The following is a 15,192-nucleotide window of genomic DNA, read 5'->3' on the forward strand; positions in this document are numbered from 1 at the left end:
GACAGGGCCGGGTGCGTGCATCGCCCTTTTCCGCCGTTGCGCTGCCGTTTTCGCGATACCTGTGACCTTCGGACCCGCTATTCGGCGCGGCGCTGCGCTACCCTCGCACCGTGAGACCGACATCCGGCGGTGCCGATCCGGAGCCGGAGCAGGCGGCGGCTCCCGATGGCGCCGCGCCCGGCGGCCGCGCGCGGCTCCCGCGCGAGCGCTTCGCCGAGCTGGTGCACTCGGCAAACCGGCGGCCGGACATCATCGGCGCGCTGCGCCGGGCCAGGCGGCAGCTGCCCGGCGACCCGGCGTTCGGGGATCCGCTCTCGGTCACCGGCCCCGGCGGGCCGCGCGCCGTCGCCCGCGCCGCCGACCGGCTCGTCGGCGACACCCCCAGCGCCGCCCGCGAGGTCGGGTTCGGCGCGCTGCAGGTCTGGCAGGCCATGCTGGAGCGGGTCGGGCGGGGCCGCGGCAGCACCGAGGTGACCGTGCTCTTCACCGACCTGGTCGCCTTCTCCCGCTGGTCGCTCACCGCGGGCGACCAGGCGACGCTGGACCTGCTGCGCCGGGTCGCGCTGGCCATCGAGCCGCCGGTCGTCGAGCGCGGCGGGTCGGTGGTGAAGCGGATGGGCGACGGGCTCATGGCCGTCTTCCGCTCCCCGGACCAGGCGCTCGCCGCCGCCGTCGCCATGAAGCGCGCGCTCGCCGCGGTCGACTTCGGCGATTACCGGCCGCGCATGCGCATGGGGCTGCACACCGGCTCGCCCCGGGAGATCGGCGGCGACTGGCTCGGTGTCGATGTCACCATCGCCGCCAGGGTCATGGAGGCGGGCGGGAACGGGAACACCATGCTCTCCGAGGCGACGCTGCGCGCGCTGCAGCCGGAGGCGCTGGAGCTGCTCGGGTGCAGCGTGAAGCCGTACCGGCGCGGGTTCTTCGCGGCGCCGCTGAGCGGGGTGCCGGAGGACCTGCGGCTCTTCGTGCTGAGCGCGGGCGAACCGGCCGCAGGGGCTGGTGCCGCGCCGAAGGGGCGCACGGGGGCGGCGCAACCCGGCGCGGGCCGGTCGAAGGGTGAGCCGGACAAGGCCGCGCGGAACGGTAGAGCGCGGGCGGGGCGCGCGGCACCGGCGGAGCCGCCGCACGATCCCGCCGCCGCGAAAGCGGCGGGCACCGCCGAGCGGCGGGCGAAACCCGGCCGTAAGCGGGGCTCCGGCGGGGACTAGGAACCGACCGTCGTCTGCTGGTCGGCGGGCGGGGTGTACACCGCCGGGTCCAGCTGGAGCGTCTGGAAGGTGTTGTCCGAGCAGGTCACCCAGAGCTGCGTCCCGCGCCACGCGGGCGGGGAGAAGCACAGGTCGGCGGATTGGTCACCGGTCAGCCGGTCGGAGCGCGGCCCGCCGAGCGCCTGCGCGGGGTCGAAGACCCCGGCGGCGAGCGCCTGGGTGAGCGCGCCCGCGTTCAGCAGCGGCACCCCGGCGACCGAGAAGAGCGACTGCGGCGAGTTCGCCCCGGCGGGCTGCCCGGTGCGCGCGGGCGGGTTGTAGTAGGCGATCTCCCGGACCGCGCCGGGGTCGCGCACGTCGAAGACCCGGATGCCGGAGGCGAGCCACCCGCAGGCCAGTGCGGTCGGGTCGCGCGGGCGGTCGGCGGTGCAGTAGTGCGCGTCGTAGGAGAAGAGCGACCCGCCGAAGCTGGAGGCCAGCGCGGTGTCTTGGTTGGCGGGGAGGTTGATCTCCAGCTTGATCGAGTTCACCGGTTTCGGCTGCGCCGGGTCGGCGACGTCGAAGATCTTCACCCCGCCGGACCCGGCCTCGTCCACCACGAACAGGTGCGGGACCCCGCCGTAGGAGACCGGGACGGCGTGCTGGGTGGCGAAGCCGTCGGTCCAGGTGGTCGCCGAGAGCGTCGGCACCGTCGGGTCGGGGTCGCGGCGCTGCACCGCGGAGGTGTCGAGCACGGTGAGCCCGCCGAAGTTGTTGGCCAGGTAGAGCCGGTCGCCGTCGGGGCTGAAGCCGATGCCGTGCACGGAGAGCCCGGGCAGCCCCTGCCAGACGATCCGCGGCTGCGCCGGGTCGCTGAGGTCGACGGCGCTGAGCAGGCCGGGCGCGGTCCCGGACGACCAGTAGGTGCGGCCGTCGGGGGAGAAACCGCCCTCGTGCGCGATGATCGGCAGCGGCTGGTCGGGTGCGGTGCCCGGGCCAGGGTTGAGCAGCCGCGGGTGCGCGCAGTCGGAGAGGTCGTAGACCGAGAGCAGCCCGGCCCCGGTGAGCAGCGGGACGCCCGCGCCGACCAGCAGCCTGCGGCCCTCGTGCACCTTGAGCGATTCCCAGGTGCCCGCCAGCATGGCCGGTTCGGTCAGGATCGCGGTGGGCACCGGGTGCGCCGGGTCGGAGACGTCGAGCACCTGCACGCCCGGGCTCGGCCCGGTGAGGCTGCCGGGGAAGAAGCTGCCGACGTAGACGCAGTGTTCGAAGGCCGCGGAGACGATGCCGCCGCCGGGGCCGTCGAAGCCGCCGATCCGGGTGATATTGCACCGGTACCCCTCGGCGCTGCGCCCGCTCGCCCGGTCCGCCGCGGGCACCTCGCCCTGCAGCCCGGTCTCCGGGGCCGAGCCGGGGCCGCACTCCGCCGGGGCGGCCGCGCTCTCCGCGACCGCCGCGATGTGCCGCACCCCGGACGGCGGCGGCTGGGCCGCCACCACCCCGACCGGAAGCAGCACCGCCCCGGCCAGTACCGCCGCTACCCTGCGCACCCGCATCGCCTACTCCGTCAGTTGATCGAGCAGCCCGCGATCGGCTTGTCCGCGAGCCGGTCGAGCAGGTACGCGATCACGCTGTTCGGGCTGAAGCCGTCGATCAGCTCCGGGCCGAAGTGGTTCGGGATGGTGGTGCCGGACAGGATCGGCGGCAGCTCGTTGGTCCGGAACTCGACGGTGCCGCCGCGGCCGCACCAGTCCTGGGCGAGCTGCTTGGCCTGGCCGTACGGCACGGTGTCGTCGTTGCGGCCGCTGGTGATCAGCACCGGCGCGTGCGGCTTGAACTGGCCCACCTTCAGCTCGGCGAGCACGGGGCCTGCCTCCGGCATGTCGGCCAGGTGCTCGCTCAACGAGCGGCCGTCGACCGTGAGCGAGTTGGTGCGCAGGAACGGGTGCCGGACGATCAGGTCGCCGATGCAGGTCTCGCTCAGGGTGGCGAGCATGTCCCGGCCGGGCTGGCTGCTCACCCGGTCGAGGGCGCGCTGCAGGTCGGGGAAGCGGGCCAGCATGCCGTTGACGGCGTAGCCGATGGCGCCGCCGATCAGCGCGCCGTCGATCTGCGGCAGGATGGCCGAGAGGTCGGCGGTGGGGCCGCCCGCCCAGGTGCCCTTGAGGTTCAGCTCCGGTGCGTACTCGGGCAGCAGCTCGTTGGCGGCCGCGGTGGCGCCGCCGCCCTGCGAGTAGCCCCAGAAGACCAGCGGGGTCTCCGGGCCGACGCCCGCGAGGGTATTGGCGGCGCGCGCCGCGTCCAGCACGGCGTGGCCCTGCTCGAACCGGTTGCCGTAGGTGTGGATGCCGGGCGTGCCGAGCCCGATGTAGTCCGGGATCACCACGTTCGCGCCGAGCCCCGACCACACCGCCGACGAGGGCAGCTCCTGGTTGGCCGAGATGCTCGGCGACGGGTCGGCGAAGGCGGTCAGCCCGGTGGAGAACGCCACCGACATGGCGCAGCGGTCGGCCTGCCCCGAGGTGCCGGGCGCGATCACCACGGTGGGGCGCGGACCCGGGCCGACCCACGGGCCTGCGGCGGCGATGTAGGTGCCGGTGGTGGCGACCGGCGTGCCGTCCTGCAGCGTGCTGCTGTACATGATCAGCTCGCCCTTGCCCGGCCAGCCCTGCTCGGTCGGCAGGGTGGCGAACAGCGACATCGGCTGCGTCTTGATCACCGCCCCCGGCGTGGCCGGGACCGCGGCGGGCGGGACGTAGAAGTCGCTCACCGGCGCGGCCTGCGCGGGGGCCGCCACCGCGGTGAGCCCGGCGGCGCAGGCGACCGCGAGCGCCGCCGCCGTCATCCGCCCCCGCCAACGGCGCTGCTTGTCAACCATCCGAACTCTCCCTGGCCACCACCCCGGCCCCTTCGCCGGGATGTCCTCGATCACCACGCGGCCGCCGAGTGCGGCGGGTCACGGTCGCGATCTACTGCACAGTAACACGGTTACCAGAGAGTGGGTCCCCCCGGTGTCAATCACAGTGGATCGCGGTTTTCGCAGTTCATTGGCGTAATCGGTCAGTGAGTCGTGCGACCGATCGGTCCCGATTCCAGGCCGATCGGTCGGAATCCGCCGTTTCGCCCTCAGGCCGCAGTAACCCCGTTACCGTGGATACGGCACGCTTTCGCCCCAGCGCGACGCCCAGCCCCCAGTCCCGGTGCGTCGTCGCCTTCTCCTCGTCGAGGCGGATCGCGCGCGCCCCCGTGCGCCGCGATCGTGGCTCGGGCGAGCCTGCCGCCGGTGTGGCATCGAGAACGGATGGAACATGGCGATACGATCCGCGCACCTGCCCGAACGTGGTTTCGGCAGCTACTCACCGACCGAATGGCGGGCACACGCCCGCCGGTGCGAACTCCGCTACCGCTTGGTGGTGGTCGCGCCCGCCGTGGCCGAGGTGGTCCGCCACCTCGGCGGCTGGCTCTTCGACATGCGGGCATCCGGGTGGGAGGTGATCGTCCCCGTCTCCGACCCCGCCGCCGTCCGCCCGCTGGAAATCCTCGGCGCCACCCCCCTCGACCTGGCGCACTGGCCCGCCGCCGCCGTCCGGGAGATCCGGCCCGACGTCCTTGCCATCGCGGTCGACAGCTACCGGGCCGACATGGTCCCGCACCTCGGCGGCGGCCACTCCGAGACCGTGATCTGGGGCGGAACGCCGCCCGAGGAGCTCGACAGGCGCATGTTCCCCGCCCGGCACCGGGTGAGCGTCGCCGGGCGGGCCTTCAAGTCCTGCGCGGTGCGCGCCTCGGGCGCGGGGTCGTCCGGGGACGGGTGTACGGAGACGTTCTGGGCCGGTGCGGAGGTCACCGGGGCCCGGCGGTTGCTGGAGCTCGCTCCGGCGGGGTAGTGGGCACTCCCGGCGCGGTTCGTGGAGTCACGGGCCGCGCCGGGGCTACCGCATGCCGTTCGATGCGTCGATCTGCTCGCGGAGGATGTCGCCGTGGCCCGCGTGTCTGGCGAACTCGGCGGTCATGAAGACGGAGATCCAGCGGAGGCTGATGACAGCGCCGGTGTGCGGATGCTCGCGGGTCTCGTCCAGGGGCATGCGCGCGGCGATCGAACGGGCCAGCGCGCTCGCGCCCTCGAACTCGGCGACCACCCCGGCGACCGTCTCCGCGTCGGTTACCTCGAACCCGCCGTGCGGCCACAGCGGGCCGTCGCACTCCTCGTCCGGGAGTTGTCCGAGGGTGCGCTGGAACCACAGCCGCTCGGCGAACGTGGCGTGCTTGATCAGCGCTATCGGTGTGGTCGCCGAGGGGACGAGCCTACTTCTGGCCGCGCTCTCGCTCAGGCCGCGCACCGTGCCGATGAGGTCGGCGCGTGCCTGGTCGAGCAGGGTTTCCAGAACTTCGCGTTCGGTGCAGGCGGGCGGTGTGGAGGTCATGACGGTCGGTCCTCTCCGGCCGGTCCGACGCGCACACCGGGCAGGCCGAGCTGCTGGTGTGGTCGGCTGTGCGACCGGGAACCTGGATCGGCCGCCGAAGAAGGTGGTGCCTGCGTCAGAAGCAGGGCGGCGGGCCGCTGGTGAATCTATCAGCTCGCCGCGAGGTCGCGGGCCGAACTAACTCCAGACGAACGCTGCCACCCCGGCGAGCACCGCGCAGACCCCGAGCGAGACGGCCATCCACCGCGTGGTCTTCCATAGGGTGATCGCCCCGCCGAGCAGGAAGCCGGCCAGTGCGAGGAGCAGGAGCACGGTGATGTTCGAGGACACGGCCGCAGCCTACCCGGGCAATTAACAAGCACGCGGGCTTGCTTTTTACCGACCGCGGATGTGACCCTGTAACCGGCACGGCGAGGCGGCCGCGCCCTTGCACAGGAGGCATCGCGTGACCAGTCTCGCGGCCGACCCGGAGCTGCTCCGGATCGGCAACTGTTCCGGCTTCTACGGTGACCGCGCCGTCGCCATGCGGGAGATGCTCGAAGGCGGCGACCTCGACGTCCTGACCGGCGACTACCTGGCCGAGCTCACCATGCTGATCCTGGGCCGGGACCGGATGAAGGACCCCGCGCGCGGCTACGCCAAGACCTTCCTGCGCCAGGTCGAGGAGTGCCTCGGGCTCGCCATCGACAAGAACGTGAAGCTGGTCGCCAACGCCGGCGGGCTGAACCCGGCCGGGCTGGCGGAGCAGCTGCGCGCGGTCGCGGCGAAGCTCGGGCTGGAGCCGAAGATCGCCTACGTCACCGGCGACGACCTGCTGGACCGCGCCGCCGAGCTCGGCCTCGGCACCCCGCTGACCGCCAATGCCTACCTGGGCGCCTGGGGTATCGCCGAGTGCCTGCAGGCGGGCGCCGACATCGTGGTCACCGGCCGGGTCACCGACGCCGCGCTGGTGGCGGGCCCGGCGGCGGCGCACTTCGGCTGGGCCGCCGACGACCACGACGCGCTGGCGGGCGCGGTGGTGGCCGGGCACGTGATCGAGTGCGGCACCCAGGCGACCGGCGGCAACTTCGCCTTCTTCACCGAGATCCAGGACCTGGACCGCCCCGGCTTCCCGATCGCCGAGCTGCGCCGGGACGGCAGCAGCGTGATCACCAAGCACGCGGGCACCGGCGGCGCCGTCACCGTGGACACCGTCGCGGCGCAGCTGGTGTACGAGATCCAGGGCGCGCGCTACGCGGGCCCGGACGTCACCACCCGGCTGGACAGCATCCGGCTCACCCAGGACGGCCCGGACCGGGTGCGGATCGACGGCGTGGTCGGCGAGGCGCCCCCGCCCACCACCAAGGTCTCGCTGAACACCCTTGACGGCTTCCGCAACGAGATGACCTTCGTCCTCACCGGCCTCGACATCGAGGCCAAGGCCGAGCTCACGCGGCGGCAGCTGGAGTCCTGGCTGCCCACCCGCCCGGCCGAGCTGGAGTGGTCGCTCGCCCGGCTGGACCGCCCCGACGCCGACACCGAGGAGCGCGGCTCCGCGCTGCTGCGCTGCGTGGTGCGCGACCCCGACCCGAACAAGGTCGGCCGCGCCTTCTCCGCCGTCGCGGTGGAGCTGGCGCTGGCGAGCTACCCCGGCTTCACCCTCACCTCCCCGCCCGGCAACGGCGCCCCCTACGGCGTCTTCACGCCGGGGTACGTGCCCGCCGATGCGGTCAGGCACACCGCGGTCCTGCCGGACGGCGCCGTGGTGCGGATCGGTGCTCCGCGAGCCACCCGCGACCTGCTCGAGGTCGCCGAGCCCGCGCTGCCGGAGCCGCTCACCCCCGGCGACACCAAGACCCTCCCGCTCGGCACGATCGCGCTGGCCCGCAGCGGCGACAAGGGCGGCAATGCCAATGTCGGCGTCTGGGTGCGCACCGAGGAGCAGTGGCGCTGGCTGGCGCACACGCTCACCGTCGACGCACTGCGCACCCTGCTCCCCGAGACCGCGGAGCTGCCCATCACCAGGACCGTCCTGCCCAACCTGCGCGCGCTGAACTTCGTCGTGCACGGGCTGCTCGGCAAGGGCGTCGCCTACCAGGCCCGATTCGACCCCCAGGCGAAGGGGCTCGGCGAATGGCTGCGGTCCCGGCACGTCGAGATCCCCACGGAGCTGCTGTGAACAACGCATGGAACACCCCCGAGCGGCGCGCGCTGCGCGGCACCGTCAAGGGTTTCGTGGAGCGCGAGGTGCTCCCGTACCTGGACGAGTGGGAGCGGGACGGCGAGATCCCGCGCGAGCTGCACAAGAAGGCGGGCGCGCTCGGGCTGCTCGGCATCCAGTTCCCGGAGGCGGTCGGCGGCGCGGGCGGCGACGGCATCGACGCCGCGCTGGTCTGCGAGGAGATGCACTACGCGGGCGGCTCCGGCGGGCTCTTCGCCTCGCTCTTCACCTGCGGCATCGCGGTGCCGCACCTGGTCGCCGCCGGTGACCCCGCGCAGATCGAGCGCTGGGTGCGGCCCACGCTGGCCGGTGAGCTGATCGGCTCGCTCGCCATCACCGAGCCCGGCGGCGGCTCCGACGTCGGGCACCTGACCACCAGCGCGGTCCGGGACGGCGACCACTACGTCGTGAACGGCGCCAAGACCTACATCACCTCCGGCTGCCGCGCCGACTTCGTCGTCACCGCGGTCCGCACCGGCGGCCAGGGCGCGGGCGGGGTCTCGCTGCTGGTGGTGGAGAAGGGAACGCCCGGCTTCACCGTGAGCCGCAAGCTGGACAAGATGGGCTGGCGCGCCTCGGACACCGCCGAGCTCTCCTACGTCGACGTGCGGGTGCCGGTCGGCAACCTGGTCGGGCCGGAGAACAGTGGCTTCGCCCAGATCGCGCAGGCCTTCGTGAGCGAGCGGGCCGGGCTGGCCGCGCAGGCATACAGCCAGGCGCAGCGCTGCCTCGACCTCACGCTGCAGTGGTGCCGCGATCGGGAGACCTTCGGGCGGCCGCTGATCAGCAGGCAGGCGGTGCAGAACACGCTCGCCGAGATGGCCCGCCGCACCGACGTCGCCCGGGTCTACACCCGGAGCGTGGTCGAGCGCGCCGCGGCGGGCGAGAGCGACCTGATCGCCGAGGTCTGCTTCGCCAAGAACACCGCCGTCGAGGCCGGTGAATGGGTCGCCAACCAGGCCGTTCAGCTCTTCGGCGGGCTCGGCTACATGCGCGAGGCCGAGGTCGAGCGGCAGTACCGTGACATCCGCATCCTCGGCATCGGCGGCGGCACCACCGAGATCCTCACCGCACTGGCCGCGAAACGATTGGGGTACCAGTCATGACCGTGCTGCGCAGCACCGTCGACACCGCCGCGCCGCAGTACCGCGCCGCCGCCGAGGCCATGACCGAGAAGCTGGCCGAGGTCGGCGCCGAATTCGCCAAGGCCGTCGCGGGTGGCGGCCCGGACAAGCTGGCCAGGCACCGCAAGCGCGGCAAGCTGACCGCGCGCGAGCGCATCGAGCTGCTGATCGACGAGGACTCGCCGTTCCTGGAGCTCTGCGCGCTGGCGGGCTGGGGCAGCGAGTTCCACGTGGGCGGCAGCACCGTCTGCGGCATCGGCGTCGTCGAAGGCGTCGAGTGCATGATCGTCGCGCCCGACCCCACCGTGCGCGGCGGCACCTCCAACCCGTGGACGCTGCGCAAGACGCTGCGGGTCAACGACATCGTGCGGGAGAACCGGCTGCCGGTGATCTCGCTGGTCGAGTCCGGCGGCGCCGACCTGCCGACGCAGAAGGAGGTCTTCGTCCCCGGCGGGCGCATGTTCCGCGACCTCACCCGCGCCTCCGCGGCCGGTATCCCCACCATCGCGCTGGTCTTCGGCAACTCGACGGCGGGCGGGGCGTACATCCCCGGCATGTCCGACCACGTGGTCATGATCAAGGAGCGCTCCAAGGTCTTCCTCGGCGGGCCGCCGCTGGTCAAGATGGCGACCGGGGAGGAGTCGGACGACGAATCGCTCGGCGGCGCCGACATGCACGCCAGGGTCTCCGGGCTGGCCGACTACTACGCGGTGGACGAGCAGGACGCCATCCGGATCGGCCGCTCCATCGTCCGGCGGCTGAACTGGCGCAAGCAGGGGCCTGCGCCGCGCGCGGCGGTGCTGGAGCCGCTCTTCGACGCCGAGGAGCTGCTCGGCATCGTGCCCCCCGACCTCAAGATCCCGTTCGACCCGCGCGAGGTGATCGCCAGGATCGTGGACGGCTCGGAGTTCGACGAGTTCAAGCCGCTCTACGGCTCCAGCCTGGTCACCGGCTGGGCCGAGCTGCACGGCTACCCGGTCGGCATCCTGGCGAACGCGCGCGGCGTGCTCTTCTCCGAGGAGTCGCAGAAGGCGACCCAGTTCATCCAGCTGGCCAACCGGAGCAACACCCCGCTGCTCTTCCTGCACAACACCACCGGCTACATGGTCGGCAAGGAGTACGAGCAGAAGGGCATCATCAAGCACGGCTCGATGATGATCAACGCCGTCTCGAACTCGACGGTGCCGCACATCTCGCTGCTCATGGGCGCCTCCTACGGGGCCGGGCACTACGGCATGTGTGGGCGCGCCTACGACCCGCGCTTCGTCTTCGCCTGGCCCAGCGCCAAATCCGCGGTCATGGGCGGGGCGCAGCTGGCCGGGGTCATCTCCATCGTGGGCCGGGCCGCCGCCGAGGCGCGCGGGCAGGGCTTCGACGAGGAGGCCGATGCCGGGATGCGGGCCATGATCGAGGCGCAGATCGAGGCGGAGTCGCTGGCCATGTTCATGTCCGGGCGGCTCTACGACGACGGCGTGATCGACCCGCGCGACACCCGCACCGTGCTCGGCATGGCGCTCTCCGCCGTGCACACCGCACCGATCGAGGGCGCCGCGGGCTTCGGCGTCTTCCGGATGTAGGGGGCGAAATGAGCAGGACCGTCCTGAGCGCCGTCGCGCGCACGAATGTGAGGTCGGCATGACTGTCAGCAGCGTCCTTGTGGCCAACCGCGGCGAGATCGCGCGGCGCGTGTTCGCGACGTGCCGCCGCACGGGGCTCGGCACCGTCGCCGTGTACTCCGACGCGGACGCGGCCGCGCCGCACGTGACGGAGGCCGATGCGGCTGTTCGCCTGCCGGGCAACACCCCCGGCGAGACGTACCTGCGCGGTGACCTGATCATCGAGGCCGCGCTCGCCGCGGGCGCCGACGCGGTGCACCCCGGCTACGGCTTCCTCTCTGAGAACGCCGAATTCGCCCGCGCGGTCGAGCAGGCCGGGCTCACCTGGATCGGCCCGCCGGTCGGGTCGATCGAGCAGATGGGCTCCAAGGTCGCGGCCAAGAAGATGATGGACGCCGCCGGGGTCCCGGTCCTCGCCGAGCTGGACCCGGCGCAGGTCACCGCCGAGATGCTGCCGGTGCTGATCAAGGCGTCGGCGGGCGGCGGCGGCCGCGGCATGCGGGTGGTCCGGGAACTCTCGGAGCTGGAGCCGCAGCTGGCGGGGGCGCGCCGGGAGGCGCAGTCCGCCTTCGGCGACCCCACCGTCTTCTGCGAGCGCTACCTGGAGACCGGCAGGCACATCGAGGTGCAGGTGCTGGCCGACACGCACGGCACCGTCTGGGCCGTCGGCGAGCGCGAGTGCTCGATCCAGCGCAGGCACCAGAAGGTGGTCGAGGAGGCGCCGTCGCCGCTGGTCGAGCGGGTGGACGGGATGCGGGAGCGGCTCTTCGAGGCGGCTCGGCTGGCCGCCGAGGCGATCGGCTACACCGGCGCGGGCACCGTCGAGTTCCTGGCCGACGAGCGCGGCGACTTCTTCTTCCTGGAGATGAACACCCGGCTCCAGGTGGAGCACCCGGTCACCGAGTGCACCACCGGGCTCGACCTGGTCCGGTGGCAGCTGGAGATCGCCGACGGCGCGCGGCTGCCCGCCGAGCCGCCCGCGCAGCGCGGCCACGCCATCGAGGTCAGGCTCTACGCCGAGGACCCGGCGCAGGACTGGCAGCCGCAGAGCGGAACCGTGCACCGGATCGCCGTGCCCGGCGTGCTCGCCGAGTTCGACCTGCCCGCGCGCTCCGGCATCCGGCTGGACACCGGCGTGGTCGACGGCTCGGTGGTCGGCGTGCACTACGACCCCATGCTGGCCAAGGTCATCTCGGTCGGCGAGACCCGCGCCGAGGCCGCCCGGCTGCTCGCGAACGCGTTGCAGCGCGCGGAGATCCACGGCCTGGTGACCAACCGCGACCTGCTGGTCCGGGTGCTGCGGCACCCCGCCTTCCTGGCGGGCGACACCGACACCGCCTTCTTCGCCACGCACGGCCTCGCCGAACTCGCCGCGCCGCTGACCGACGCCGACGGCACCGAGCTCTCCGCCGTCGCCGCCGCGCTGGCCGACGCCGCCGCCAACCGCGCGGCCGCGCGGGCGGTCCCCGGGCTGCCGAGCGGCTGGCGGAACCTGCCCTCGCAGTCCACCGTCAAGCGGTTCGAGGGCAGGGACGGCACCGTGCACGAGGTCGGCTACCGGGTCACCCGCGGGGTGACCGCGGTGGACGGCCACGACGGGCTCGCGGTGCTCGAAGCCACCCCGGAGCGGGTGGTGCTCGCGGTGCCGGGCGAGCGCGGGCCGGTGCGCAGGCAGTTCGCCATCGCCAGGTACGGCGACCTGGTCGCGGTGGACTCCCCGCTCGGCCCGGTGGCGCTGCGCAAGCTGCCGCGCTTCACCGACCCGGCCGACCAGGTGGCCACCGGGTCCCTGCTCGCGCCCATGCCCGGCACCGTGATCCGGCTCGGCGCCGAGGTGGGCGCCGCGGTCACCGCGGGCACCCCGATTCTCTGGCTGGAGGCCATGAAGATGGAGCACACCATCGCGGCCCCCGCCGACGGCGTACTCAGCGCCGTGCACGTCGGCGTCGGCGACCAGGTCGACGTCGGCACCGTCCTCGCGGTGGTCGACCCCGCGGAATCCGAGGAGAACGCATGAGTTTCATCGAAACCGACGAGCAGAAGTCGCTGCGCGAGGCCGTCGCGGCGCTCGCGGCCAAGTACTCCTACCTGGACTACGTGCTGCCCAGGGCGCGCAACCACGAACCGCTGCACGAACTCTGGGACGAGGCGGGCAAGCTCGGCTTTCTCGGGGTGAACCTGCCCGAGGAGTACGGCGGCGGCGGCGCGGGCATGTACGAGCTCGCGCTGGTGATGGAGGAGCTCGCCGCGCAGGGCGCCGGGCTGCTGCTCATGGTGGTCTCGCCCGCCATCTGCGGCACCATCATCACCCGGTACGGCACCGAGGGGCAGAAGCGCGAGTGGCTGACCAAGCTCGCCGACGGCTCGGCGAAGATGGTCTTCGGCATCACCGAGCCGGACGCGGGCTCCAACTCGCACCAGATCACCACCACCGCCCGCCGGGACGGCGAGGACTGGATCCTGAACGGCCGCAAGGTCTACATCTCCGGCGTGGACCAGGCCGAGGCGGTGCTCATCGTGGCCCGCACCGAAGACCACAAGACCGGCAAGCTCAAGCCCGCGCTCTTCATCGTCCCCACCGACGCCCCCGGTTTCCAGAAGACCGCGCAGCAGATGGACATCATCGAGCCGGACACCCAGTTCACGCTCTTCCTCGACGATGTCCGGCTGCCCGCGAACGCGCTGGTCGGCAGCGAGGACGCCGCGCTGATGCAGCTCTTCGCCGGGCTCAACCCGGAGCGCATCATGGGCGCCGCGATGGCCGTCGGCATGGGCCGCTACGCGCTGGACCGGGCCGTCGAGTACGCCCGCGAGCGCACCGTGTGGAAGACCCCGATCGGCGCGCACCAGGGCATCGCGCACCCGCTGGCGCAGGCCAAGGTCGAGGTCGAGCTGGCCAAGCTCATGATGCAGAAGGCCGCCGTGCTCTACGACACCGGCGACGAGATGGGCGCCGCCGAGGCCGCCAACATGGCCAAGTACGCCGCGGGCGAGGCCAGCATCAAGGCGCTGGACCAGGCGGTGCAGACGCACGGCGGCTCCGGGCTCACCAGGGAGGTCGGGCTCGCCTCCATGCTGGCCGCGGCCAGGATCGCGCGGATCGCGCCGGTGAGCCGGGAGATGGTGCTCAACTTCGTCGCCCAGCACTCGCTGGGCCTGCCGAAGTCGTACTGATGGCCGAGCCGCTGGTGCGGTACGAGGTGAGCGCCGGCTTCGCCACGGTCACCCTCGACTCGCCGCACAACCGGAACGCGCTCTCCAGCAGGCTCGTCGCCGAGCTGCTGGCCGGGCTGGACGCCGCCGCCACGGACGAGGCGGTGCGCGGCATCGTGCTCACCCACACCGGCAACACCTTCTGCGCCGGTGCGGATCTGAGCGAGGCGAGCGATGCCGACCCGGCGGTCGCGGCGGACCAGCGCACCCGCAGCATGATCGGGGTGCTGCGCAGGCTGGTCGAGATCCCCAAGCCGGTGCTGGCCCGGATCGACGGGAACGTCCGCGCGGGCGGCATGGGAATCGTGGCGGGCTGCGACCTCGTCGTGGCCGGGCCTGCCAGCAGCTTCGCGCTCACCGAGGTGCGAATCGGGTTGGCGCCGTTCATGATCTCGCTGACCCTGCTGCCCCGGCTGGATCGGCGCGCCGCGAGCCGCTACTACCTGACCGGTGAAAAGTTCGGTCCGGAGGTCGCGGCCGCGATCGGGTTGGTGACCGTAGCCGCCGAGGATCCGGCCGCCGAGATCGCCCGGTTGCTCGCCGAGCTGCGCAAGGGAGCGCCGCAGGGCCTGGCCGAGGCGAAACGCCTGGTCAATGCCGATATCCTGGCCGGTTTCGACAGCACGGCGGAGGAGCTCGCGGAGCGTTCGGCGAGCTTCTTCGGCACCGCCGAGGTGCGCGAGGGGATGACCGCCTTCCTACAGCGCCGCCCGCCCTCCTGGGCAGAATGAGCGCATGGTGACTCCGCACGAACCCAAGCAGGACCGCAGCCGCGCCACCCGGCAGCGTTTGCTCGAGGCGACCATCGACTGTCTCGCCGAATTCGGGTGGGCCGCAGCCACGGTCGCGGTGGTCGCGGAGCGCGCCGGGGTCTCGCGCGGAGCCGCCCAGCACCACTTCCCGACCCGCGAGGACCTGATCACCGCCGCGCTGGAGTACATGTTCGACGTGCGCGACGGCCAGGCCAGAGCGGAGGCGGCGACGCTCGCCGCCACCTCCGGCCCCGCCCGCACCGAGGCGGTCGTCTCCGGGCTGGTCGAGTCCTACACCAGCCCGCTCTTCAAGGCGGCGCTCCAGGTGTGGACGCACGCCGCCGCCGACCCGGCGCTGAGCGAGCGCATCGTCCCGCTGGAGGCCAAGTTCGGCCGGGCGGTGCACCGGCGCGCCGTCGAGGCGCTCGAGATCGACGACTCCGACCCGGTGGCGCACCACCTGGTCCAGGCCACGCTGGACCTGGCCCGCGGGCTGGGCTTGGCCGACGTGCTCACCGACGACTCGGTGCGGCGGAAATTGATCGTGCAGCAGTGGGCCGCCACGCTGCATACCGCGCTGCACGGATAGCCCCCTATTTTCCTTGCGGACGGAATAGTTCGGTAGTCGTTCGAACACACGATGGGAACCGGTGTCCCGGCGTGGGATGTTCGC

The 15,192-nt window shown here is 72.8% G+C and carries 12 protein-coding genes and 1 pseudogene; 9 read left to right on the forward strand and 4 right to left on the reverse strand.

Annotated features, from left to right (window positions below):
• Positions 1-110: 110 nt before the first annotated feature.
• Positions 111-989, forward strand: a pseudogene (locus ACFUUZ_RS11210) (adenylate/guanylate cyclase domain-containing protein); the annotation flags it as partial.
• A gap of 218 nt (positions 990-1,207) precedes the next feature.
• On the opposite strand, the gene ACFUUZ_RS11215 reads toward ACFUUZ_RS11210, so the two are convergent.
• On the reverse strand, positions 1,208-2,746 hold the full coding sequence (locus ACFUUZ_RS11215) for an LVIVD repeat-containing protein (RefSeq protein WP_378694935.1): 1,539 nt from the start codon (positions 2,744-2,746) through the stop codon (positions 1,208-1,210).
• An 11-nt stretch (positions 2,747-2,757) separates the two neighbouring features.
• Positions 2,758-4,068 carry a lipase family protein gene (locus ACFUUZ_RS11220; RefSeq protein ID WP_378694937.1) on the reverse strand — a complete coding sequence of 437 codons (1,311 nt, stop codon included), beginning with the start codon at positions 4,066-4,068 and terminating at the stop codon, positions 2,758-2,760.
• Positions 4,069-4,498: 430 nt separating this feature from the next.
• On the opposite strand from ACFUUZ_RS11220, the gene ACFUUZ_RS11225 reads away from it, so the two are divergent.
• The gene (locus ACFUUZ_RS11225; RefSeq protein ID WP_378694939.1) at positions 4,499-5,077 is read left to right on the forward strand and encodes a hypothetical protein; all 579 of its coding nucleotides are present in this window, start codon (positions 4,499-4,501) and stop codon (positions 5,075-5,077) included.
• A 45-nt stretch (positions 5,078-5,122) separates the two neighbouring features.
• On the opposite strand, the gene ACFUUZ_RS11230 is transcribed toward ACFUUZ_RS11225, so the two are convergent.
• Together ACFUUZ_RS11230 and ACFUUZ_RS11235 are read right to left on the reverse strand one after the other, a co-directional pair.
• The gene (locus tag ACFUUZ_RS11230) at positions 5,123-5,614 is read right to left on the reverse strand and encodes a DinB family protein (RefSeq protein WP_378694941.1); all 492 of its coding nucleotides are present in this window, start codon (positions 5,612-5,614) and stop codon (positions 5,123-5,125) included.
• A 177-nt stretch (positions 5,615-5,791) separates the two neighbouring features.
• Complete coding sequence (locus ACFUUZ_RS11235) at positions 5,792-5,944, reverse strand: hypothetical protein (RefSeq protein WP_378694943.1); 153 nt, start codon at positions 5,942-5,944, stop codon at positions 5,792-5,794.
• A gap of 115 nt (positions 5,945-6,059) precedes the next feature.
• Between ACFUUZ_RS11235 and ACFUUZ_RS11240 the strand changes: the two genes are divergently transcribed.
• From ACFUUZ_RS11240 to ACFUUZ_RS11270, 7 genes are read left to right on the forward strand one after another with little or no spacing between them, the layout of a single operon-like run.
• Positions 6,060-7,772 (forward strand): acyclic terpene utilization AtuA family protein, encoded by a 1,713-nt coding sequence (locus tag ACFUUZ_RS11240; protein ID WP_378694945.1) that lies wholly within the window; start codon positions 6,060-6,062, stop codon positions 7,770-7,772.
• Positions 7,727-8,920, forward strand: a complete 1,194-nt coding sequence (locus ACFUUZ_RS11245) for an acyl-CoA dehydrogenase family protein (protein ID WP_378694947.1) — start codon at positions 7,727-7,729, stop codon at positions 8,918-8,920. Before ACFUUZ_RS11240 ends, ACFUUZ_RS11245 begins: the two co-directional genes overlap by 46 nt.
• The gene (locus ACFUUZ_RS11250; RefSeq protein ID WP_378694949.1) at positions 8,917-10,515 is read left to right on the forward strand and encodes an acyl-CoA carboxylase subunit beta; all 1,599 of its coding nucleotides are present in this window, start codon (positions 8,917-8,919) and stop codon (positions 10,513-10,515) included. The genes ACFUUZ_RS11245 and ACFUUZ_RS11250 overlap by 4 nt, the downstream gene beginning before the upstream one ends.
• 58 nt (positions 10,516-10,573) lie before the next feature.
• The gene (locus tag ACFUUZ_RS11255) at positions 10,574-12,571 is read left to right on the forward strand and encodes an acetyl/propionyl/methylcrotonyl-CoA carboxylase subunit alpha (protein ID WP_378694950.1); all 1,998 of its coding nucleotides are present in this window, start codon (positions 10,574-10,576) and stop codon (positions 12,569-12,571) included.
• Complete coding sequence (locus ACFUUZ_RS11260) at positions 12,568-13,728, forward strand: acyl-CoA dehydrogenase family protein (RefSeq protein ID WP_378694952.1); 1,161 nt, start codon at positions 12,568-12,570, stop codon at positions 13,726-13,728. The genes ACFUUZ_RS11255 and ACFUUZ_RS11260 overlap by 4 nt, the downstream gene beginning before the upstream one ends.
• The gene (locus tag ACFUUZ_RS11265; protein WP_378694954.1) at positions 13,728-14,498 is read left to right on the forward strand and encodes an enoyl-CoA hydratase family protein; all 771 of its coding nucleotides are present in this window, start codon (positions 13,728-13,730) and stop codon (positions 14,496-14,498) included. Before ACFUUZ_RS11260 ends, ACFUUZ_RS11265 begins: the two co-directional genes overlap by 1 nt.
• Before the next feature lie 4 nt (positions 14,499-14,502).
• Positions 14,503-15,108, forward strand: coding sequence for a TetR/AcrR family transcriptional regulator (locus tag ACFUUZ_RS11270; protein WP_378694956.1), 606 nt, complete (start codon positions 14,503-14,505; stop codon positions 15,106-15,108).
• Positions 15,109-15,192 lie beyond the last annotated feature (84 nt).

Source organism: Nocardia sp. NPDC057353, from assembly GCF_042667085.1.
Lineage (GTDB): Bacteria > Actinomycetota > Actinomycetes > Mycobacteriales > Mycobacteriaceae > Nocardia.